Source organism: Heyndrickxia coagulans 36D1, assembly GCF_000169195.2.
GTDB lineage: Bacteria > Bacillota > Bacilli > Bacillales > Bacillaceae_C > Weizmannia > Weizmannia faecalis.
Genome location: NC_016023.1, coordinates 602,075 through 623,972, shown reverse-complemented (window position 1 = coordinate 623,972; position 21,898 = coordinate 602,075). Strand labels below are relative to the sequence as shown.

At 46.7% G+C, this 21,898-nt stretch carries 16 protein-coding genes; 7 read left to right on the top strand and 9 right to left on the bottom strand.

Annotation, left to right across the window (positions count from 1 at the left end; genetic code table 11):
- Positions 1-2: 2 nt before the first annotated feature.
- The 4 genes from BCOA_RS20210 to BCOA_RS20195 form a co-directional block, all read right to left on the bottom strand.
- Positions 3-767: an alpha/beta hydrolase gene (locus tag BCOA_RS20210; RefSeq protein ID WP_014095963.1), complete on the bottom strand. Its 765-nt coding sequence runs from the start codon at positions 765-767 to the stop codon at positions 3-5.
- Between the two features lie 46 nt (positions 768-813).
- The gene (locus BCOA_RS20205) at positions 814-3,024 is read right to left on the bottom strand and encodes a class I SAM-dependent methyltransferase (RefSeq protein WP_052301520.1); all 2,211 of its coding nucleotides are present in this window, start codon (positions 3,022-3,024) and stop codon (positions 814-816) included.
- A gap of 51 nt (positions 3,025-3,075) precedes the next feature.
- Positions 3,076-4,035 carry an aldo/keto reductase gene (locus BCOA_RS20200; RefSeq protein WP_014095961.1) on the bottom strand — a complete coding sequence of 320 codons (960 nt, stop codon included), beginning with the start codon at positions 4,033-4,035 and terminating at the stop codon, positions 3,076-3,078.
- A gap of 573 nt (positions 4,036-4,608) precedes the next feature.
- Positions 4,609-5,235 carry a spore coat protein gene (locus BCOA_RS20195; protein ID WP_014095960.1) on the bottom strand — a complete coding sequence of 209 codons (627 nt, stop codon included), beginning with the start codon at positions 5,233-5,235 and terminating at the stop codon, positions 4,609-4,611.
- A gap of 149 nt (positions 5,236-5,384) precedes the next feature.
- On the opposite strand from BCOA_RS20195, the gene BCOA_RS20190 reads away from it, so the two are divergent.
- The 5 genes from BCOA_RS20190 (at position 5,385) to BCOA_RS20170 (ending at position 13,251) form a co-directional block, all read left to right on the top strand.
- Positions 5,385-6,134: an alpha/beta hydrolase gene (locus BCOA_RS20190; RefSeq protein WP_014095959.1), complete on the top strand. Its 750-nt coding sequence runs from the start codon at positions 5,385-5,387 to the stop codon at positions 6,132-6,134.
- A gap of 322 nt (positions 6,135-6,456) precedes the next feature.
- Positions 6,457-7,278 (top strand): aldo/keto reductase, encoded by an 822-nt coding sequence (locus tag BCOA_RS20185; protein WP_014095958.1) that lies wholly within the window; start codon positions 6,457-6,459, stop codon positions 7,276-7,278.
- Between the two features lie 264 nt (positions 7,279-7,542).
- On the top strand, positions 7,543-8,124 hold the full coding sequence (locus tag BCOA_RS20180) for an NADPH-dependent FMN reductase (RefSeq protein WP_014095957.1): 582 nt from the start codon (positions 7,543-7,545) through the stop codon (positions 8,122-8,124).
- Between the two features lie 334 nt (positions 8,125-8,458).
- Positions 8,459-9,733: a metallophosphoesterase family protein gene (locus BCOA_RS20175; RefSeq protein WP_014095956.1), complete on the top strand. Its 1,275-nt coding sequence runs from the start codon at positions 8,459-8,461 to the stop codon at positions 9,731-9,733.
- Positions 9,730-13,251 (top strand): YhaN family protein, encoded by a 3,522-nt coding sequence (locus BCOA_RS20170; RefSeq protein ID WP_014095955.1) that lies wholly within the window; start codon positions 9,730-9,732, stop codon positions 13,249-13,251. Before BCOA_RS20175 ends, BCOA_RS20170 begins: the two co-directional genes overlap by 4 nt.
- A 190-nt stretch (positions 13,252-13,441) precedes the next feature.
- Here the strand turns inward: BCOA_RS20170 and BCOA_RS20165 are convergent, their stop codons facing one another.
- Entirely contained in the window at positions 13,442-14,317 is an 876-nt protein-coding gene (locus tag BCOA_RS20165) for a 3-hydroxyacyl-CoA dehydrogenase (RefSeq protein WP_014095954.1), read from the bottom strand.
- Positions 14,318-14,592: 275 nt separating this feature from the next.
- On the opposite strand from BCOA_RS20165, the gene BCOA_RS20160 reads away from it, so the two are divergent.
- Complete coding sequence (locus BCOA_RS20160; protein WP_014095953.1) at positions 14,593-15,987, top strand: MATE family efflux transporter; 1,395 nt, start codon at positions 14,593-14,595, stop codon at positions 15,985-15,987.
- Between the two features lie 1,215 nt (positions 15,988-17,202).
- On the opposite strand, the gene BCOA_RS20150 is transcribed toward BCOA_RS20160, so the two are convergent.
- Genes BCOA_RS20150 through BCOA_RS20140 form a run of 3 tightly spaced genes read right to left on the bottom strand, consistent with a single transcriptional unit; the run spans position 17,203 to position 19,278 of the window.
- Positions 17,203-17,922, bottom strand: a complete 720-nt coding sequence (locus BCOA_RS20150) for a hypothetical protein (RefSeq protein ID WP_041817897.1) — start codon at positions 17,920-17,922, stop codon at positions 17,203-17,205.
- 17 nt (positions 17,923-17,939) lie between these two features.
- Positions 17,940-18,641 carry a polymer-forming cytoskeletal protein gene (locus BCOA_RS20145; RefSeq protein ID WP_014095950.1) on the bottom strand — a complete coding sequence of 234 codons (702 nt, stop codon included), beginning with the start codon at positions 18,639-18,641 and terminating at the stop codon, positions 17,940-17,942.
- 13 nt (positions 18,642-18,654) lie between these two features.
- Positions 18,655-19,278 (bottom strand): YhbD family protein, encoded by a 624-nt coding sequence (locus BCOA_RS20140; RefSeq protein WP_014095949.1) that lies wholly within the window; start codon positions 19,276-19,278, stop codon positions 18,655-18,657.
- Positions 19,279-19,426: 148 nt separating this feature from the next.
- Here BCOA_RS20140 and BCOA_RS20135 point away from each other — a divergent pair, with 148 nt between their 5' ends.
- Entirely contained in the window at positions 19,427-20,605 is a 1,179-nt protein-coding gene (locus tag BCOA_RS20135; protein ID WP_014095948.1) for a pyridoxal phosphate-dependent aminotransferase, read from the top strand.
- A gap of 507 nt (positions 20,606-21,112) precedes the next feature.
- On the opposite strand, the gene BCOA_RS20130 is transcribed toward BCOA_RS20135, so the two are convergent.
- Entirely contained in the window at positions 21,113-21,733 is a 621-nt protein-coding gene (locus tag BCOA_RS20130) for an RraA family protein (RefSeq protein WP_014095946.1), read from the bottom strand.
- Positions 21,734-21,898: the final 165 nt, after the last annotated feature.

The window sequence follows — 21,898 nt, the reverse complement described above, 5'->3', positions numbered from 1 at the left end:
CATCATATTTCCGTACGGGTTTCGATATGCGCAATTTCTTGAACAAATAATGAACATTGGGCCGCAATCCATTCTTTTTCATGATCCATTGTTGCGACATGATAAGAGTTGCGGAGCGGTACGATTTTTTTCCGGCTGGCATGAATATGTGCGGCAATATACTCTGTATTTTCAGGAGGCACGACATGGTCTTCTGTTGATTGGAACAAAAGTGCGGGGCAATGGATGGCGGAGAGGTTTTCCCGCGTTTCCCACATCACGGACAGAAGCTCACGGATGGAAGCCACCGGCACTTTTTCATATGAAATTTCATGCACGCCCGCTGCTTTAATATCCGGCGGGCCCTCTTGAATAAACCGTCCTTTCGCCAGGCATTTTTCCAGTTCAGGAATGCTTTGGATAGCCGCGTTGATACACACTATTCCCCGGATATCCGGGTGTTTTTCCGCGAGATGCAAAGCCAGTGTGCCACCCATTGACTGGCCAATAACAAAAATATCATGGCAATGCCGTTTCAGCAGCTGATAACCTTCTTCAAGGCTAGCAATCCAGTCTTTGTAAGTGCAGCGTTCCATGTCCAGGATATGCGTCCCGTGTCCCTTTAATCTTGGCGCGCAAACCGTAAACCCGTCCGATGCCAGTGCCTCTCCCAAAAAGCGGACGCTCTGCGGGGTGCCGTTGAATCCATGCGAGATGAGAATGCCAATTTCATTTCCTTTTATAAAAAAGGATTCTGCACCCGAAAGAACGGGATAGTATTCATGCATAAAAAAGCTCCTTCCTAACATTTATATGGTCAGTGAATTTAAAATGTTAACATAATTTTAAACCAATTAATCCTAGTTGTAAAGTATGTTTTATCGGTAAAATGGAATAGGTTAGGTAAAAAACAGAAGGATGCAAAGAGGCTGCTTGTAACAGCCTCTTCTCACGGAGCAGTCCGGATGAAGGCTTATTCCGCCTTTTCAATGACAATTTTCCGCTCTCGTCCATTACTTTGACTTTCGGAAGCAGGTGCGTGCTGTAGCCTTCTTGAAGATAGTGGCGGAAACAAATGATGTTTGCCCTGCTGCCGAGCGTTTCTTCAATCACTTTCCGATATTCAGATGGGGTGAAGTATCCGAATTGTTCCTGGACTTCATGTGGATAAGCTTCCTCCCCCCATGTATAAGTATATAGAAATTCCATCAGGTCATTTACCGGGAGTTTGATCTTATTATCCTCTGTAATCTCGTAATCAATTTTTCTGCCTTTAAAATCTTCAACATATCTAGTGAAAAAGCGGAAGCCGTCCGGATCGCGGAATGCTAATAACCGGATCAGGTCTTTTGGCTCCGTCATAATGCCGTCGCGGATGATCATGCGCCCACCCGGTTTCAGCACGGCAAAGGCGCTTTTTAAAGCCGCTTTTACGACATCCGGGTTATATGTCCGGCCGTGAAAAGGGATATAGGAATACATTTCATGCAAAATAGATGAAAATATAATTGTATCAGCGCTCTCTAACTCAAAATAAGATGAAAGTTTGAGCGCATCTGCCTGTTTCACCTTCCAGCTTTTCCGTTCACGGACCTTTTTTCTCTCCAGTTCTTGAATGACATTGGTCGAAATATCGATCCCCGTAATGTCGGCATCCGGGTGCTTTTCGGACAGGAGATCGAGCATGATCCCGCCCCCTGCGCCAACATCAATCATGACCGTTCCTTTTGCAAAGTCTGCGATGATCTTTTTATGGTCTTCGGCATTGTTCATGTCTGCCAAATAATGCTGTTCATTTTGCAGCCTGTCAAACGCATCTTTACGGAATCCGAAAAAATCGTACAACAAGAGTATGGAACGTTCATAGAGAGGGGACTTTTCTGCTTCCTGGCAAAATGCGATGAGCTTTTCCCCAGGTTTGGAAAAAGTAAAATTGACGCCGGTTGTACTGCCCAATGAATCGAATGGAATGAGTTCAAGCGTAACATGTTCGTTCGGCTGCGTATCTCCGCTGATCAGGCCTGCTAGCGGACAAGCTTTTAAATACGCTTCTATAATTCTTTTTTTATACAAATTAACCGATTTTTTCCCTTTGTAATCATAATAGATATCTTTCATCAACGGCTCAAAACTGATTTGCTCAACGGTAAGCAGGTTTGTTTTCTGATAGACGAGAAGAAAAATTTTCAGGAATTCTTCAAAAGAAAAATCCTGCAGTGCGGATTCCACATACCAAATATCCGTTTTCTGGAAAAGTAAGTGAAACATACTGGCAAGTTCCCGGTTGCTGAACCATTTTGTGTATAAAGCCTCAAAGTCCTCGCCTTTTTGGATGGAACATTCTCTTAATCGTCTGAGCCGTTCTTTAAGGGAATGCTCCCGGCTTTTTTCTCCCGCGGCAATCCAGCTTGTGATTTGTGAAGTTTCTGCACGGACTTTTTCCCATATAGCGGGGGATACCCCTTCAATAATACAGTGATTGAGGGCAAGCAAAATGCGTTTGATATCCCATTTTAAAGATGACCGGTGGCTTTGGATCCAATCAATTAGAGGATACAGCTGGCGGTAGCGGACTTCTCCCCTGATAAACTGCCCGACAAGGCCGTGGGTCAGGATGAGCGTATAGATCAGGTCTTCTTTTTGCAAATGACGCTGCCCGAATGGAACCGCCATTTGTTCATGGGCATAAATCCGCGCTGATCCGATATTATGGATACGCAATTGAAAACCGCGCCTGCGCCATTCTTCCCGCTTTTGGGCAGACCCGCATTTTGCCACCTCGCTCCATCTTAAAACTTCCTCAATGATTTCTTTTTCAGATGCGGGCAAGTCTGCATAACAGCGGTCCAATATGGCTAGCGTTTTTTCAACATAGTGCAGGACCGGATTCGGTTCAAGGTTTTCCAATGATTCGACTTGTTCGAGGTTCACATTTTTTTCGTCTGTACGGTACAAGTATGAAAGCCATTTATGTTCGTGGAGAATATCCGTATTTCCCGCTTTTGCTTTTGCGATCAGTTTCAGTGAAGATAACAAATCAGCCATTCCCTTCGTTTTTGATGAAAAACAGGGGCTGATATATCAGCCCCTGTTGCTTTAGTGCATCGGTTTTTCCCAGGCGCCCTTAATTTCCACACCGGTTGCTTTTGCCGCCGCTTCCAGTTCGCGGATTTCCTGTTCTGTCAAATGGACTTCAGTGGCCGAAACGGCGTCTTCAATTTGCGAAACCTTTGTTACGCCGATAATCGGCACCGTTCCCTTCGCAATGGCCCATGCGATTGTGATTTGTGCCGGGCCTGTTTCGTATTTGCTGCCGATTTTTTTCATCACCCGGATTAAATCTTCCAGTTTGCTAAGCACATCCGGAGTAAATGCATCGCCTCGCCTCGTGCCGGCAGGGAATGGGTTTTGCGGTCCGTATTTTCCGGTTAACGCCCCCTGTTCGAGTACCATATAAGGGAAGAACAGAATGCCGTTTTGATTGCAGTAATCCAGAATCCCGGCTTCTTCTGAAGAGCGGTACAGCAGGCTGTAATGGTTTTGCACGGCAGAAAGTTTCAGCCCTTCCGCTGCTAAAATATCGGCAGCCAGCTTGATTTCCTCCAGATTGTGGTTGGAAACGCCGACATGCTTTATTTTTCCGCTTTTCATGAGTGGAATCAGCTTCGGGGTCCATCTTTTTACATCGCCCGGGTTGTGGATCCAGTAAAGATCAACATGATCCACACCAAGTCGCTCAAGGCTGCCTTCCAGAAACGTTTCCACCGCATTGTCGTCCTGTTCGCCGCCAGGGGTAAATTTTGTGGAGATCAGGGTGTCCCCGCGCTCACGGATAAAACGACCCAGAATCGTTTCGGAAGCGCCCATTCCGTATACAGCAGCTGTATCCCATAAGTTCAGCCCAGCATCCATTGCTGCATCAAACACCGGTTTCAGATCAGCTGCTGTAAGGTGATTACCAAATACGGTATCCCCGCCGTTTGCGCCGGTGCCCCATGACCAGGTCCCAAGCGCAATCGGAGGAATTTTGTCATTTTGCATTTGTACCATTTTCATCAAATTCGCCGCCTTTTGTCATAATTTTTTTGAGAGGATTGCCCCGTTAGCGGTTCTAATTGGACAAAAGCCCCTGCCGCCCGTGTGAATTGTCCCGTTAGCTGCTCTAATTGGACAAAATCCCTGGCTGCCCATGTGGAATTGTCCCGTTGGCGATTCTAAATGGACAAAAGCGCTGGCAGCCCCGGTGAAAATGTCCCGTTAGCTGCTCTAAATGGACAAAAGCGCTGGCAGCTCCGGTGGAATTGTCCCATTAGCTGCTCTAAATGGACAAAAGCGCTGGCAGCTCCGGTGAAATTGTCCCATTAGCGGTTCTAATTGGACAAAAGCCCCTGCCGTCGCGGAAGAACTGTCCCGTTAGGTGTTCCAATTGGACATAAGCTCCACAAATACATTATGGGCGGCAAAAGGGGAGGAGTTCAAGGAATTGACTTAGAGATAAAATCAAATGCCTTTCTCTTCTTTTTGTTATGTAAGTTGGTTTTAAACGATAGACAAATAAGCCTATTGCAGAAGCAGCTGCTTCTGCAATAGGCTACTCACTGATACCCCGGGCTCACCGGAATGAAGCCATTATTGATACAATTGCCCGCTGTCTCCGGCAGTTGGGCTCTGGGACTGTGCCATGTACTGCTGGATTTGCGGCTGGTTTTCCGGAACAACCTGGTACATGGCGCCGATTTTTGCCGTATCCACAGATTCTGCCTGGTCAACCGGATAGTAGCCTTTTGATGCCATATACTGCCACATATCATAGGCGTGGGCGCAGCTCATCATAAAGGCAGTCTGGCAAAACGACCGGATTTCAGGATTTGCCATTTCCATCGCCGCCCATGCATATTCCCGCCCGGCCCGTTTTAGCGTTAACAGATACGCAGTTGCCATTTCGCGGTCGTTCATATCTTCAACCATCGTCCGCGGCTGGACAGGGACAGCCGGCGGGGCCATTTGCAGTGCCATATTGGAGATCTCTTGATTTTCTTTTAACAACGGCAATTCTTTTTTTGCCCCTTCAGCTTTGTTTAAAAATTCGACTTTCATGTTGTAGTCCCGGATATGGAGCGGAAAATGTTTTTCAAGAATTTTTTTGAACGCCGGATCCTGGACATGCTGGAGCATATATGCCATGTTCGTAATCGAGTTGACACAGCTCATCGCCAGTTCATTTAAATCGTACAGTTCATGTGCGGCTAATTTCATGATTCAACCTCCACTTCATTTTTAAAACCAACCTTATTTTGTTTTAAACGGGGCAGGATATACAGAAACGTTTTCATTGTTTTTTGTAATTTCCGGTGCTACTGTAAAAATAAAGCCGTCCCGGAAATGGGCAGAAGGAGGAGAGCGTTGTGAAGACAGAAACTTTACATTTAAAGGCGCATCAGAATGCTGAACTGACGGCGTACGTACTGGATGGATCCCCTGAGTTCAGCAATATCGAGGCGCGCCCGGTTGTGCTTATTTTTCCCGGTGGCGCCTACCGGTTTACCTCGGACAGGGAAGCGGAACCGGTTGCAATGGCATATTTGGCGGAAGGATTCAACGCGTTTGTACTGCGCTATTCAGTCGGGGAATCATTCCGGTTTGAAGCGGCTTTACAAGATGCGGAAGAAGCGATTGCGATGATCCGCGCGCATGCGAAAGACTGGCATACCGACCCTGAAAAAATTGCAGTTGTTGGTTTTTCTGCAGGAGGCCATCTTGCCGCCGCACTCGGTACGATCGGGAAAAATAAGCCCAATGCCTTGATTTTAGGCTACCCGTGTATTTTGGATTCGATGAGCGAAAGCCTTGCTTTTCCGGTGCCGTCTGTTGACAAGGAAGTGACTGCCGAAACGCCGCCGGTTTTTCTGTTTTCAACGTTTGAAGATCAAACCGTGCCGATTGAAAACTCAATTGCCTTCTTGCAGGCGTTGAATGCGCACGGCATTCCATTTGAGTCGCATATTTTTCAAAAAGGCAAGCATGGATTGTCGCTCGCCAAACCCCACACTTCAAACGGATTAAAAGCAAATGTGGATGCAGATGTTGAAAAATGGTTTGGCCTGAGCGTTTCCTGGCTTCATAAAGTGCTCGGCCAGTTTCCGGCTAATGCTTAATTGAGGGGAATTTGACGGTCCGGGAAAACGGTTCTTGATGGCTCAGAAAAGGGTTCAAGAAAATCAGAAGTTTCATGTTTTTGGGACTTTACCACGCGCGCAGAGTCCGTCTATGTAAAGGAAGCTGGCGTAAAAATCGCTGTTCCTTAACGTAGAAGGCGTCTACTTGAAGGAAGCGCGCAAAAAATGTCTTGTTCCTCAACATAGAGCGTGTTTATGTAAAGAAAGCAAGCAAAAAAATCGTAGTTCCTTCACATAGGCTGCAACCGAAACGGCCGGTGCTGTATTATAAACCATTTTTGTAAAATTGGGAGGAATGTATATGTCAAGTCTACATGAAACTTTTGTATTGGAAAACGGGGTGGCGATCCCGAAAATCGGCCTTGGTACATGGCAAGTCCCGAATGGCGAAACCACTTACCATGCCGTATCTTTTGCTTTAAAAAACGGCTATCGCCATATTGATACAGCCTATGCTTACCATAATGAAGAAAGTGTCGGCAAAGCAGTGCGGGATTCCGGCATTGACCGGCGTGACATTTTTGTCACGTCCAAGCTGCCGGCGGAAATCAAGTCGTATGACAAAGCGCTGAAAACATTTGACGAAACAATGGGAAATTTTGGCCTTGAGCAGCTCGACCTTTATCTGATTCATGCCCCGTGGCCGTGGAGCGAAAAGGGGGCCGATTACACGAAAGAAAATATTGAAGTTTGGAAAGCGATGGAGGAGATCTATGAAAGCGGGCGCTGCCGGGCAATTGGCGTTTCCAATTTCAGCGTTTCCGACCTGAAAGCCGTGATGGAAAATGCAAAAATCAAGCCGATGGTCAATCAAATCCGTTACTTCATTGGACATACACAGGAAGATGTGACAGCATTCTGCCAGGACAATGGCATTCTGGTTGAGGCCTATTCGCCGCTTGCTACTGGAAAAATTCTGGAAAACGCCGAGATACAAAAAATTGCAGACAAATACGGCAAAACACTTCCGCAAGTTTGCATCTGTTACTGCTTGCAAAAAGGCGTGCTGCCACTCCCAAAATCGACGCATGAGGCATTTATCCTGCAAAATGCGGACGTAGACTTTGAAATTTCCAGTGAAGACATGCAATATCTCGATCAGTTGAAAGAGACAGAAAAATAAACGGAAAGAAAAAGGCTGTTCATTTGGACAGCCTTTTGAAATGTACCGGAGCCGATTCCGAAGCGCGATTAAGTGCAACCGTTCTTTTTTCATATTATAATAGTTACAAAAGAACAAAGCAGCAGTTTACAGAAAAGGTATAACAGCAATAACGCCGGCAGTCTGTCAATCCCGGCCGGCACAGGCTGTTTGAAAAAATAGAGAAATCGGCGGACTTTTTACCGGCATTGAAAAATATACAGCAAAGAACCAGGGGGAGCATAAATGAAGATTGTTGCACTTTCGGGCTCGCGAGTCGGCTCGAAAACAAGAACAGCGATGAACTACGCGGTAAACGTGATCCGTGGGAAATATCCAAACGCGGAAGTCACGCTCCTTGATCTGGCGGATTACGATGTGCAGTTCAGCGACGGGCGCCATTATATGGATTACGAAGGGGATACCAAATTTGTGGCGCAAACTGTCATGGACGCGGATGCGCTTATCATCGGCACGCCGGTTTTCCAGGCATCCATTCCGGCGACATTGAAAAATGTGTTTGACCTGCTGCCCGAAAAATCACTTCGGGATAAGGTGGCAAGCATCATTGTCACGGCCGGCTCACCGAAACATTATTTGATTGCCGAGCAGCAGATCAAGCCGATTTTGTCTTACATGCGGGCACAAATTGTCCAGTCTTATGTTTTTATAGAGGAAAAAGATTTTTACCAGAAAGAAATTGTCAATGAAGACGTCCTCTTGCGCATCAGCCGGCTTGTGGAGGACACCGTCATGCTTACGGAAACGTATGCAAAAATAAAAGAAGCAAAAGAAGCAAAAGAAGCAGCGTACATCTCCCGTGATTAAAGCCGCGCACGTACCGGACGATTCAGAAAAGGGCGGACAGCTAAAACTGTCCGCCCTTTTCTGATGCAGGTGGTAGGAGAGTAAAGGAAAATCCCGTTTTTGCAGCTCTCCGGGAAGAAAAAAGATACCAAAAACTGGTGAACGATATTCAATATAAACTGGGAATCGGCCGGGCGTAACTCCTCTGTTTAAACTACAACGACTTGCAAAAAAACCTACCGAAATATAAAAATTTTTCAGAAAAACGGTTTTTCTCTTGATCATTCCCTCCCTGTCCATGTAAAATGAAAATAGCAAATAAATGTTCTCGTTTTTAAATTCGGGAGGGAGTGCCTTGTCTTTTTCATTTATCCATGCGGCTGATATTCATTTGGACAGCCCTTTGGCCGGCCTGGAGCAATACGAGGGAGCACCAGTGGAAAAAATCCGCGGTGCAACCCGTGAAGCATTTAAAAATTTGGTGGATGCGGCGATTGAACGGCAAGTCCATTTTCTCATCATTGCCGGCGATTTGTATGACGGCAACTGGAAAGATTACAATACCGGCCTCTTTTTCACAAGCCAGATGGTGCGCCTGCAGAAAGAAGGCATTCCTGTTTTCCTCATCCGCGGCAACCATGATGCGGCCAATTTGATGACGAAATCTCTGAAACTGCCGGAGAATGTCCACGAATTTCCGGTCAAAGCGCCGGAAACGGTTACCCTTGATGCGCTTGGCGTCGCCATACACGGGCAAGGTTTTGCACAACGGGCAGTGGAAGAAAATCTTGTGAAAAACTATCCGCCGAAAAAAGAAGGCTATTTCAATATCGGCATTTTACATACAAGCGCGACGGGGCGTGAAGGGCATGAAAATTACGCGCCGTGCACGATAGAAGATATGATGGAGAAGCAGTATGATTATTGGGCGCTCGGCCATATCCATATGCGGGAATTGCTCCATCCGCATGATCCGGTGATTTTGTTCCCGGGAAATATCCAGGGACGGCATATTCGGGAGACAGGAGAAAAGGGCTGCACCTATGTGGAAATAAAAGACGGGACGATTGAAAAGATGGAACCCATCCCGCTTGATGTGTTGCGCTGGACATTATGCCCGGTTGATATGGGCGACATTGAAACGGTGGACGGGCTCATGGACGCGGCCCGCAGTGCGCTTGAAAAGGCATATGCGGAAGCAGACGGGCGTTACTTGGCGGTGCGTTTTGAATTGGCCGGCGCAACGAAAATGCACAGGGAACTGATTGCAAAAAAAGACCTCCTCTTGAACCAGCTGCGTTCCATTGCGCTTGAGACAGGTTTCGGCGAAATCTGGGTGGAGAAAGTAAAAATCAAGACAACAGGGCTGAACGATGCCGATGCCTTTTCCGATGAACAATCGCCAATCGGGACGGTGCTAAAATTTATCCGCAGCACGGCCGAAGATGAGGAGATGCTTGAAGCGCTGCTGGATGAATTCAGCGATATCCGCCAGGCCATTCCGCATGAACTGAAAGAAGGGGAAGACGGGTTTGATTTTTCCAACCCTGGCCTCGTCAAAAAGCGGATAAAAGATGTGGAAGACTTCATTCTTTATTCCTTAACGGAAACGGGGGCGGAAAAGGCATGAGATTTGATTATTTGAACCTGCTTGCTTACGGGCATTTTACAGATCAGATGCTTTCCTTTGATCCGGAGAAAAACTTCCATCTGCTGTTCGGGCCGAACGAAGCCGGAAAAAGTACAACACTCCGCTCGATTACGCATTTTTTATACGGATTTCCGCAAAAAACGAACGACGCTTTCCTCCATGGCAATACGAAATTAAGAATTGAAGGGCTTTTGCGCAACACAAAAGGGGAAGCCTTGCAGTTTACCCGCAGAAAAGGGAAAAAGAATACGGCACTTGACCCGGACGGCAACCCGGTCCCGGAAAATACGGTCGCGGCTTTTTTAAACCATATGCCGGAATCCCAGTTTTTAAATATGTTTGCCCTTGACCATGTCCGTCTCCGTGAAGGTGGCGAAAGCCTTTTGGAAAGCGGGGGCAATGCCGGGGAAAGTTTTTTCACCGCCGCTTCGGGCATCAATGTGCTACGCCGGGTTCTCGAGAACTTTGACAAACAGGCAGGCGCGCTGTACAAAAAAACCGGTTCCGTCCCTGAATTAAATCAGCTGCTCAAGCGGGAAAAAGAGCTTTCGAAAAAAATCAATGAGCAGCAGTTGAAAGTACAGACATGGAAAGCTTTTGAGGCACGTTACCGGGAGTTGGAAAAAGAACTCGGCGCCCTCACCGCAAAAATAAAGACGCTCCGCAGCCAAAAAGAACAGCTGCAGCGCGTTAAATGGATTTTGCCGAAGATCGCAAACCGGAAAAACCTTTTGCAAAAATTGGAAGCGCTCGGCGATGTCCCGGATCTTCCAGATAATATTGCCGAAGTCCGTGCCGAAGCGGAAAACAAATGGAACGCTTCCCGGGCAAACTTGGACAAAATTTCCCGGCAACTGGCGGGCACCGAAGCGGAAATGAAAGAAATCAGCATTCCGGAACACATTTTAGAACAGGCTGCCGCGATTACAGCCCTTTACCGCCAAGTGCAACAGTACGAAGACGATGAAAAAATGTTGCCTGAGCTCGAAGGGAAAAAGCAGCAGCTCCAAGCCCAATTGATGTCCGTTATGAAGGAGATCGACCCGGGCCGTGCAGCCGTTGAAAATATAGAACTTTACCGGCTGCCTTCCGCCCAAAAAGAAATGATCCGCGAGCTTTGCAAGCAAAAGCCGTTGCTCGACCAGGCTTATGAATCATTGAAACGGGAAGGCGAAAAACTGGAAAAAGAGCTGGCAAAGAAGCTGGAAGAATTGGCTGCCTTGCCTGATCTGCCGGACGTGGAAAAACTGGAAGCCGTCCTGGCAAAGGTGAACCGTGCAGGGGACGTGGAAGCGGCGATACACGAGCTGGCCGCGGAATGCCGGCAAAAGCAGCGGCAAGTGGAAGAAGCCGTCCGTACTTTGCCGTTATGGGATGGTGAGGCGGAAGAACTTGTCAAACTCCCGGTGCCCGGTTTAGAAGAAACGGTGAAGAAATTTGAAAAAGAGGCGGAGCAATTGACGCGGCAGCTGGACTCGGTGCAAAGCCGGATTTCCCGGTTGGAAGAGGACATCGAAGCTTCAGAAGAAAGCATCCGCCGGCTTGATTCCATTGCCGAGATCCCGTCCGAAGAAAAGCTGTCGGCCGTCCGTGCCTTAAGGGATGCCGGCTGGCAGCTGATACGCACCAAACTTGAAACCGGCCATTGGCTTGAAACGGCTGAAACATATACAAAGGGAGAGCCGGCCGCGTCGGTTTATGAGAAACATGTCCTTGAAGCTGACCAGATTGCGGATACGATGCGGCTGGAAGCGGAAAAAGTCGGCGAGAAGAATAAACTTTTAGCCGATATTAGAAAGTTCCGCGGGAAAAAGGAACAGCTTGAAAAAGAGAAATCCGGACTTGAAGAAGCTTTGCGTGCGTGGGAATCCGGCTGGCAAAATCTTTGGGCGCCGGCGCAAATCCGTCCGCTTACGCCTGGAGAGATGCGGGAATGGCTGCAAAAACACGCGCAAATTAAAAGCTTGATGCAGGATTATGAGAAGGAGCAAGATAAAATGCGCGCGCTCCATGATAGCCGTGCGGACTGCTGCAATGCGCTATCTGCCGTGCTGAAAACATTTGCCGCCGTTTCAGAAGGGCAGCCGCTTGCGGAACTGGTAAGTCTTGCAGAAAACGAATTGAAACGAGTCCGCAATCTTGCCGCAAAGAAGGACAGCCTCGAAACGGCTATCCGCGATTTAAAAGAAAAACGGGAAGAAATGCAAACGGAGAAAGCGGAAATCGGGAAGAAACGCGAAGCATGGCTGGCAAATTGGTCTTCGGCTGTCGCGGGCACGGCAATATTGGAAGAGGTGCCGCCGGCGGTTGCTGAATCCCTGCTCGCCCGCTATGAAACATGTATGCAACTCTATGATGCATACAACCAGACTGAAAAAGAGCAGCAAGCCGTTACTGAAAAAATGGCGCGCTTTGAAGAAAAAGTGCAGCATATCCTTGAAACGGCCCAACTTCCATCGAACGGGGAGAATGCCGCTGTTGCCGTAAGCCAGATGTATCAGCTATTGCAAAATGCCCAACAGGACGATGCCGCTTTGAAAAAGCTCAAACGCCGTTTAGAAGACTTGGAGAATGAGAGAAAAGAAGAAACAGAAGCACTGGAAGCAGCTGAAGCGGTTTTAACAGAACTTTTCCAACAGGCAGGCTGCAGCACAATCGAAGAACTAAAGCAAATTGAAACAGCTTTCCTGCTGAAAAAAAGTTTTGAAAAAGACATTCGGCAAATCGAAGCGGACATGCTGGATGCGGGTGCCGGTAAATCACTGCAGGAATTGCTTGATGAGGCGGCCCGGTTTGATGCAGATTCGATTGACGCCGATTTGGCGGAAACCGGGCGTGAACTTGACCGTTTGGAAGCCTCGCGTTCCGAGGTGGAGCAGGAATATGGGGCGGTCAAAAAAGAATACGAAGAACAGATTCGCGGCGCCAACATGACAGCCATTGAAGCCGGCCAGGAAAGGGAAAGCGTGCATGCGCAAATCGCCAGTTTGACGGAGCAATATATCCAGTTGAAACTCGCTGCCGCTTTGCTGCAAAAGGGGATTGAATTTTACCGGAGCCAAAATCAAAATCCGATTTTAAATCGTGCGGGTGATATTTTTGCGCGGCTGACACTTCATTCTTTTGACGGGTTGGCGGTGGATTACAACGAGCAGGACGAGCCTGTTTTAATGGGCGTGCGCGGCGGGGAGAATGTGCCGCTGAACGGGATGAGCGACGGGACGACCGACCAGCTGTATCTGTCCTTACGCCTTGCGAGCATTGAAAAATACGCAGCTGAAAACGAGCCGCTACCGTTCATTGTCGATGACATCCTCGTCCATTTCGACGATGAACGTTCAAAAGAAACATTGAAAGTATTGCTCGAACTTTCCAGCTGCACGCAAATCATCTTTTTCACACATCATCAGCGCCTTGTCGACATGATGCAGGAAATCGCCCCGCCGGAAGCCGTCCAGTACTTGGCTTTCCACGGGCAGAAAATTGCCGTGCATTAAACAGGGCTTGCCGAACAAATCCGTTTTTGCTTTTTATCCGGCCCATTCAGTAAGTGCTGCAATGTTTACCAGATACAGGTTGATTCTTTTCTATCTATGGCTGTGGCTTTTGAATTAAGTTTTTTCGGGATCACTATAAAAGCAAGACAAAATAAAAAAGGCCCCGCTTTGTGCGGGTCCTTCTTTTACATCAGGAATCGGTGGAAGGATATTTATAAAAGCCTTCTCCTGTTTCTTTTCCGAGTTTGCCTTTGTCAATGTATTCCGTTTTCAGCAAATCTGCTATTTTTTTATACAGTTCATCGCCGCTAGCTTCTGCTTTTGCCAAACTGATATTGTAGGCGGTGTTGATGCCGACAACATCCAAAATTTGGAATGGTCCGGCCGGAGCGCCTGTTGCAATGCGCCATGTTTTGTCAATCGTATCCGGATCGGCAACCCCTTTTACCAGCAGCATTTGGGCTGCTTCCAACAGCGGTACGAGTAATGAGTTCAGAATATAGCCCGACTGCTCTTTATGCAAGGGCAGCGCTACCATGCCAATTGCCTCTGCGAATGCGATCACATCCTGAAACACTTTTTCATCTGTGCCAGGATGTTTCATGACTTCTGCTGTATTGTTTTTCCAAATTTCATTGGCAAAATGGAGCGCCAGAAATTTTTCCGGGCGGCCGGTTGCTTCTGCAAACTGGCTTGGCAGCAGGGTCGAGGAGTTCGTGGCAAAGACCGTTTTTTCCGGTGCTAATTTTCCAAGCTTTTGGTAAAAATCCTTTTTAATGGAAACCACTTCTGGAATGGCCTCAATGACCAGATCGGCATTGGCTACAGCTTGCCCCAGATCATCAGAAAAAGAAATTCTATGATAGGCTTCATTCACTTCTTGCTCTGTTGCACCAAGATCTTTCTGGTACCGGGCCTTCAACCCGGAAATTCTTTCTTTTGCCTGTTCGATTGCCTCGGCAGAAATATCATAAACGTATACACCAAAGCCTTTAAAAGCCGTTTGATAGGCAATTTGGCTTCCGAGTACGCCGCTCCCTGCAATGGTGATATTTTGAAAGTCCATCATCATACACCCTTTCCCATTTATGTAACCCCTTACATGTCTATCGTATCACCATGGAAATGAAGCGTCAAAAATTGAATAGCTACCGATGAAAAAATACAGTTTTTCAGGCCTCATTTGGCTTGCTGGCGCTTGTTTTCCGGGTTACCTGCTATTCACAAAATCGTAAATTTCGCCAGGCGAAAAAGCTTTACTCTTTTTATCAAGGTGATATAATATGGGTTGCATTCAAAAGAACGGATGAAAAAGCCCGCAAAATGAAGAAGAGAGGTCTTATGGAAATCAAAGCTGTCAAACTCAAGCAGAAGTCTACTTTTTACCTGAACAGATATTTAACGGGGGATTCTATAGATTATCGGGAAGTTATTGGCATTATTATCCCAATTTTGGTTGATCAGACGTTTTTGATCTTAATGAGTTTTCTAAATACGGCGATGATCAGTTCTGCCGGCGTCAGTGCTGTCAGTGCCGTAAACATGGTAGATTCATTGAATATTTTCCTTGTCAACGTATTTATAGCGATCGCAACCGGTGGAACGGTGATTGTTGCCCAGTATAAAGGAATCGGCAATAAAGAAATGGTGTCAAAGACCGCGACACAAGCCATTTCTGCTGTTGCTATTTTTTCGGTCGTGCTTGCCGTGTTTGTGATTGTGTTCAACACGCCGACGCTCAATTTACTGTTCGGGAAAGCAGATGCAGCCGTTTTTCATAATGCGAGAATTTATTTGATTGGCAGCTGTCTCTCGTATCCTTTTATTGCGATTTTCCAGGCAGTACTGGGCGGTTTGCGCGGCGTCGGGGAAACAAAGCCATGCCTCGGCTTGTCGCTGTTTATGAACTTAACGAATACCGTGCTCAATGTTGTATTTATCACTATTTTTCATATGGGTGTCGTCGGCCTTGTGACATCCATTTTATGTGCAAGAATTTTCGGTATGATCGCTTCCATTTTTTACGTTATGAAGTACAATGAGACGATTCGTTTTAAAATAAAAAATGCGCTGCACCTTGATTTTTCTTTATTGAAGAAAGTGATGTTTATCGGGATCCCGTTTGCGGCGGAACAAATCTTTTTTAACGGCGGGAAACTGCTGACACAGACATTTATTGTGCAACTTGGGACATTGGCGCTAACGGAAAATGCGATCGCAAGTTCAATCACGCTGCTCTTCCAGATTGGACCAAACGCGCTCAGCATTGCGATTGTTACGATTGTCGGACAATGCATGGGTCGGCGGAATATCGATGACGCGCGGAAATTTGCAAAGTCGTTTATTGTTTTGTCTTCGCTGCTTTATATCGTAACGACAGCGGTTCTTTTGCCGTTTTTCCCTGTCATGATGCAATTGTTTAATCCGCCTGACTCGATTATTCCGACGATCTTTACGATTGTCCTGATTTCTGCGTTCGGGCAGCCGCTGTTATGGCCGCAAAGTTTTATTATGCCGGCCGTGCTCCGGGCAGCAGGTGACTCAACATTTACATCGGTCGCTTCGCTGTTGTCAATGTGGCTTTTGCGGGTGATACTCGGCTATATTTTAGGGATTACATTCGGTTTTGGCATCATTGGCGTCTGGGTCGCGATGATTGCCGAATGGGGTGTGCGCGGGCTCATTTTTATGAACCGCTTCAAAGGTGCCAAATGGTATGCGCATAAACTGGTTTAACGACGGAAAGCAGTGCGATCGTCCGCACTGCTTTTAGTTTTCAAAATGTGAAAACGTTAACAATTTCGACACAGCTTTTTCCGGCTGCCCATGCTATACTACAAGTGTAAGGAAGGAAAGCCCTTACAGTTTGGGATTGCAGGAGACTCAACCATCCCGATTGGTTCCGTCTTCACGCGTATATTTCGAAAAGCCCAGAACGGTGAGCGCAACCGGTCCACTAAAAAGGAATTGGCGAATGCTCTCCGCCCGTTCAGGCAGCTGAAAAGCAAACCTTTTGCCGGGACATAAACGATTGCCGAAAAAGTGATTTGAAGAATCATGGAAACTCCAGGCACTTGAGTAAATGAATGAAAGCAATTGGGGAACCAGTTTCCGACGATGAAAGTTTTCTAAGGAAAGTTTTCAAAAGGAAAAGGCCGCAAAGCAATTCATTCATGAGAAAAAGTGCTGAACAGTCAAATGAAATGTCAATGAACTTTCAGGCAAAAGAATATGGAAAGGCAAAGGAAAGCCGGATCAGTTACGGATCTTTTAAGGCACAAGCTTTAAAAGCAGCAAATCTTAACAAAGATTTGTATCTGTCACGGAGCCGACGACAGGCGTCCTGATAACATCACACTCCGGCAGCCGGGAAAAGGCTGAAAACCCCATTCATAGATTGGGGAGCTACCCCCCGAATGTGAAAATGTATACAGGATGCGGCATGGTTGGGTCCCCTGTAATACCAAACTAAAGGCAGTGCGATGAAGTACCCGTTCATCGCACTGCCTTTTCATTTGGGAAGCATGCCGTTCAAGAAAAAAACAGGATTGCCAAGAAGGTGGGGCTTCCGTTATTTGGAAAAAAGGGAGTGGCCGCGATCGGAATAGGGGGCGAAACAGGTTGGGCTGCAGGGTTCAAGAGGAACAAAAGCGAGTTTGACAACGCCGGAATATCTTTTTTCTCGCTTTCTTCACGCAGGTCAGCCAATTGGACAAAACGAACGCCAGTCGGGGAGCTTTTGTCTAATTGGACCTTCTAATTAGACAAAACATTCAGGGAGCGTTGAGCTTTTGTTCAATTAGAGGGGTTCTAAGTCAAGATTGTCATTTTCCCCCGCTTTCTTAGGCCCAGCCCCCAATCCAAATGCCTGTGCGCCGCGAAACAACCGCGTCCAAAATATCTTCATCAGGCTGTGGGAGACAAAAAAAGGGAGCAAATTTAGCCCCCTGTTTACGAATTGGCTCCTGACTCTTGTTGTTTTTCGACCACTGCCTCATTTGAAATGTTCAGCGTTCCCGTGTACTCCACTAAACCGATCTTGCAGCCGGGGCCGATTTCGATATTTTCCCCGCGAACCGTGCCGGCTTCAGTGTATTCCAAATAGATTTGATCTCCTTCGATGATATCAGCGTGCAACAGATGCCGCTTTTTTCCAAACATGCCGGGAAGCCCGCCTTGCATGCGGACGTCAATTTTCTTCCCGCCGATTTCGCCCGCGCGGCTGTTGCTATACTTTAACGCAATTTCAATTTCTTCCGCATTTAACAGGCCGCCAACTAGAAACTTTCCTTTTGAAATAAAAGCCTCTGCTTCGACATCTTCTTTGACGTCAAGCGACCCTTTGATCTCTGCTTTTTCCGTGCTGAACCGGCCGCCGATTTCCATCTCCCCGCGTACAAGGCTGGTCTTGATTTCCGCATCCCGTTCAATCCGGCAGCTGCCTGAAACTTTCAATTTCTCTGCCTCTACACTGCCGGCAAATATCCCCTCGCCAAAAACTGAAATCGTCTTGGCGGTTGTATTGCCGCTTACCTTGCTTGTACCGCGGATCGACAAGTTCAAACAATCGAGCGCATCGACAATTTCCGCTTCTCCGTTCACTTTTACATTTCCGTACAATCCGCCGCCATAAGCGCCCGAACCATTCACAATCAAAGGATTTCTCTCCATGTTCTGCACGCCTTTCTTTATATTTTCCGGTATTCTTTCACAACCGCTGAGCTGTCTTTTTCAAACGTATCCTTGTACTCCACAAGATCAATTTCGCATTTTGGACCGATTTTTACACGGGCGCCCCGCACCACTTTCGCTGTCGTCATTTCAAGCACAATATCATCCCCTTCAATACTGTCAACCGTGAGGCCTGTGGGCGTAAACGGCTTCAACCAGCTTGAAATAGAATTGACTTTTTTCACCGTGATCTGCTGCTCACCCATTTCGCGGATAAAACAGCGCCACAACGGGTTCATTTCAATCTTTTCGGCATTCAGTTCGCCTTCCATTTTGACGGTGCCGTGGATGTTGATTTCCTCGGCTTCACAATCTCCGGCAACAGACACATTCCCTTCAAGCAGGATTTCCGTTCCTTTCACTTTGCCGCCAAATTTTGCATTCCCGGATACGTGAAGATTTTCTGCCAGGACATCATCCAAAAACTTGGCCGATCCCGAAACCTCCATGCTTTTACTGGAGAGACTACCGTGAAAGGTTGCCGTTCCATTGACAGTGGCATTTTGTGAAACAATGTTTCCTTTAAAAACCGCTATTCCGTTTGATTCCAAATTTTTACACTTGATTTCACTATTCACTGTTCCTTTTCCGCTCACGATTACGTCGTCAAAAGTCCCGCCGTTTGAGGATGCGACTCCGTTTATGACAAGATTTCCCACTTTTGCCCGCCTCCTATAGCCATTTTCCTTTTAATTCTGCTGATAACTCCATCAGATCAAGGTTGACAATCACTTTTGCTTCACGGTCAAACAAAATATCTTCCGCTTTTTTTGTCAAAAAGCAGGTGGAAACGCCGAACTTCCGGATCAGCCATACGTTTGTGCCTTCCGTTGCAAAAGATTTTTCTGCATCCTGCAAGAGCCCAACCAGCATTTTTCCTTCCTCAAGGGAAATCTCCCCGCCGTGCAAAAGTTTTTCCAATAAAAAAATGGCGAGCACTTCCTCAAAAGGAAAAGCCTGTTCTTGCGCCTGCGTTTGGTCGATGTAAAAATTTAGTACAAAATCGGAGGCAATACCCCGTTTCAGTATATCTGCCTTGCTGATCCGTTTCCCGCCGCCCGGTGCAAACATTTCGGCAAGCGCATCAAGCGAAAGGTTTTCTTTCATCGCCTGGATTTTTTCAATCCGCTCCAAAATGCGTTCACGGGGGAAAAAGGTTTCCTGCCCGGTAAACGTCGATTTGCGGATAAACCAGTCTTCCGGAATCAGGTTTTTCCGTTTCCACCGGTATAATTGCCCATAGGAGATGCCGGTTTGTTCGAGCAGATCTTTTTTGGAAATTAAGTCTTCATCCATTTTCGCCACTCCTTTGCTGTTTTTAATATAACATAACACTGTTACACTGTAAACAAGAAAGCAAATTTAGAAAATTTCATCATAACGGGCTCAAAATATGTTATAGTTATATCTATACATAGGATTGATGTTCAGGAGGAAGAAAAACATGATTGCGGAAGAATTCAAAAGGATGCTCGGCCAGAAATCGGTCATCCGGGAAATTGCTGAATACGGGGCAGTGCGGGCAAAGGAAATTGGGTCTGAAAATGTTTTTGATTATAGCCTTGGCAATCCGAGCGTGCCGGTCCCTCAAGCTTTTACCGAAAAACTTATGGAACTTGCGAAAAATCCGGCGGTGCACGGCTACAGCCCGAGTCTTGGGATTGATTCCGTCCGTGAAAAAATTGCAAATTCCTTAAAGCGGCGGTTTGGCATGCCGTACCGGAAAGAACATATTTTTATGGCGACAGGAGCAGCCGGCGCCATTGCACACGCGTTAAGGGCGGTAACCGTACCGGGAGATGAAGTGCTCACGTTTGCGCCGTATTTTCCGGAATACGTGCCATACGTTAATCAAACGGGCGCGGTGTTAAAAGTTGTTCCTGCTGATACGGAAAATTTTCAAATTCATTTTGACGCGTTCCGCCGGATGATTTCGCCCAAAACGGCAGCCGTTTTAATCAACACGCCGAACAATCCTTCAGGTGCTGTCTATTCGGAAGCTACGATCCGGGAATTGGCGCAGATTTTGCAAGAAAAAGAGCAGGAATTCGGGCATGAGATTTATATCATCACAGATGAACCGTACAGGGAAATTGTGTTCAAGGGGGTAGAGGCCCCGTACGTTGCAAAATATCATCCGTACACGATTACATGCTACTCTTTCAGCAAGTCGCTGTCGCTGCCAGGCGAGCGGATCGGGTACGTAGCCGTGAACCCGGACTGCCCGGATGCGGAATTGATTGTCAATATGTGCGGTCAGATCTCACGCGGCATCGGCCACAACTGCCCGCCGTCGATCATCCAGCTCGCTGTTGCCGAAGTGCTGGACATCACAGCGGATCTTTCAGTCTATGAAACCAACATGAATATTTTGTATGATGCCTTGACCGATATGGGTTTTTCCATCACAAAGCCAGGTGGTACATTCTACATGTTTCCGAAAGCCTTGGAAGACGATGCTGTGGCATTTTGCAAAAAAGCACTTGAATATGACCTGCTGCTCGTTCCTTCTGATACGTTTGGTGTTCCGGGCTACTTCCGGATTGCCTACTGCATCCCGACAGAGAAAGTGAAACGGTCGCTTGCAGCGTTCAGGAAACTGGCAAATGAATATCAACTATGAAGCATTTGGCCAGTCCGCCGTATGTCGTGTAAAAAGAGACTTAGGCTTTTGCATCGGGGCCAATTTAACCATTTTCATGGTGTTTGCGGCCGGTAGCAAAATAACAATGTTTCGACCGTTTTATAGAATAAAGTGAACTTAACTTTAAAGCCACTTATCCATCTGCATGGTGTTTGCAGTCGGTGGCAAAATAACAATGTTTCGACTGGTTTATCGAAGAAACTGAACTTAATTTCAAAGCCGCGCATCCATTTGCATGGTGTTTGCAGCCGACAGCGAAAAAACAATGATTCGCTCGGTTTATCGAAGAAGGTGAACTTAACTTCAAAACTACGCATCCATTTTCATGTGTTTGCAGCCGGTGGCAAAATAACAATGTTTCCCTGTTTTATAGAATAAAGTGAATTTAATTTCAAAGCCACACATCCATTTGCATGGTGGCTGCTTTTTCCGGCAGGGAGCATCTCCTGTGGTTCAACAATCCCAATAGTGCTAGAGACAGGCAGCTTATGATTTTGAGATCATTGAGTCTAAATACTTGATGATCTCTTCTTTGTTTCCGGAGACGGATTCTTCCCTAAGCTGGTCTTTTTTCATTTTTTCCTGTGCTTTTTGCAATATTTTTTCTCCTCTTTCTGCCGGTACCACAACAACTCCGTCCGCATCGCCCACGATAATGTCCCCGGGATGTACGGCTACTCCCCCGCAGGAAATGGGGACGTTTATTTCGCCAATACCGCTTTTTCCGCTGGCGGCTACCGTTGTGCCTCTGCAAAAAACAGGATAGTTCAGTTTTTTAACGCCATCTATATCGCGAATGACGCCGTCCACAACGATCCCGCTTATGCCTAAAGTTTTTGCCATCCCGACCACAAAGTCGCCAGCAATGGCCCTGTACTCATCCCCCTTTGCATCCACGACAAGAACATCGCCAGGTTGTGCATGTCTGATGGCTTTTAGGACGGCTAAATTGTCACCCACCGGCATTTTAACAGTAAAAGCTTTGCCGCAGAGAAAATAGGAAGATTTCAATGGCTTAATCCTAGGGTGCAAGTTATTCAAGCCATCCATAGCATCTGATATACATGTGGTAGGAATAGAACCGAATGCCTCTACGAATGCATCCATCGCTGAACCCCTCTTTCTTTAAGACTTGTTTTATGTATACTATACTAAAATATAGAAAAAAATGAAAATAAAAAATTGTTATATTCATTCATAATAAAAATGAATAGAGGAGAGGGGAAAAGCCGCTGAAAAAGTCCAAGAGAAAACGGCAAGACACCCCCATTC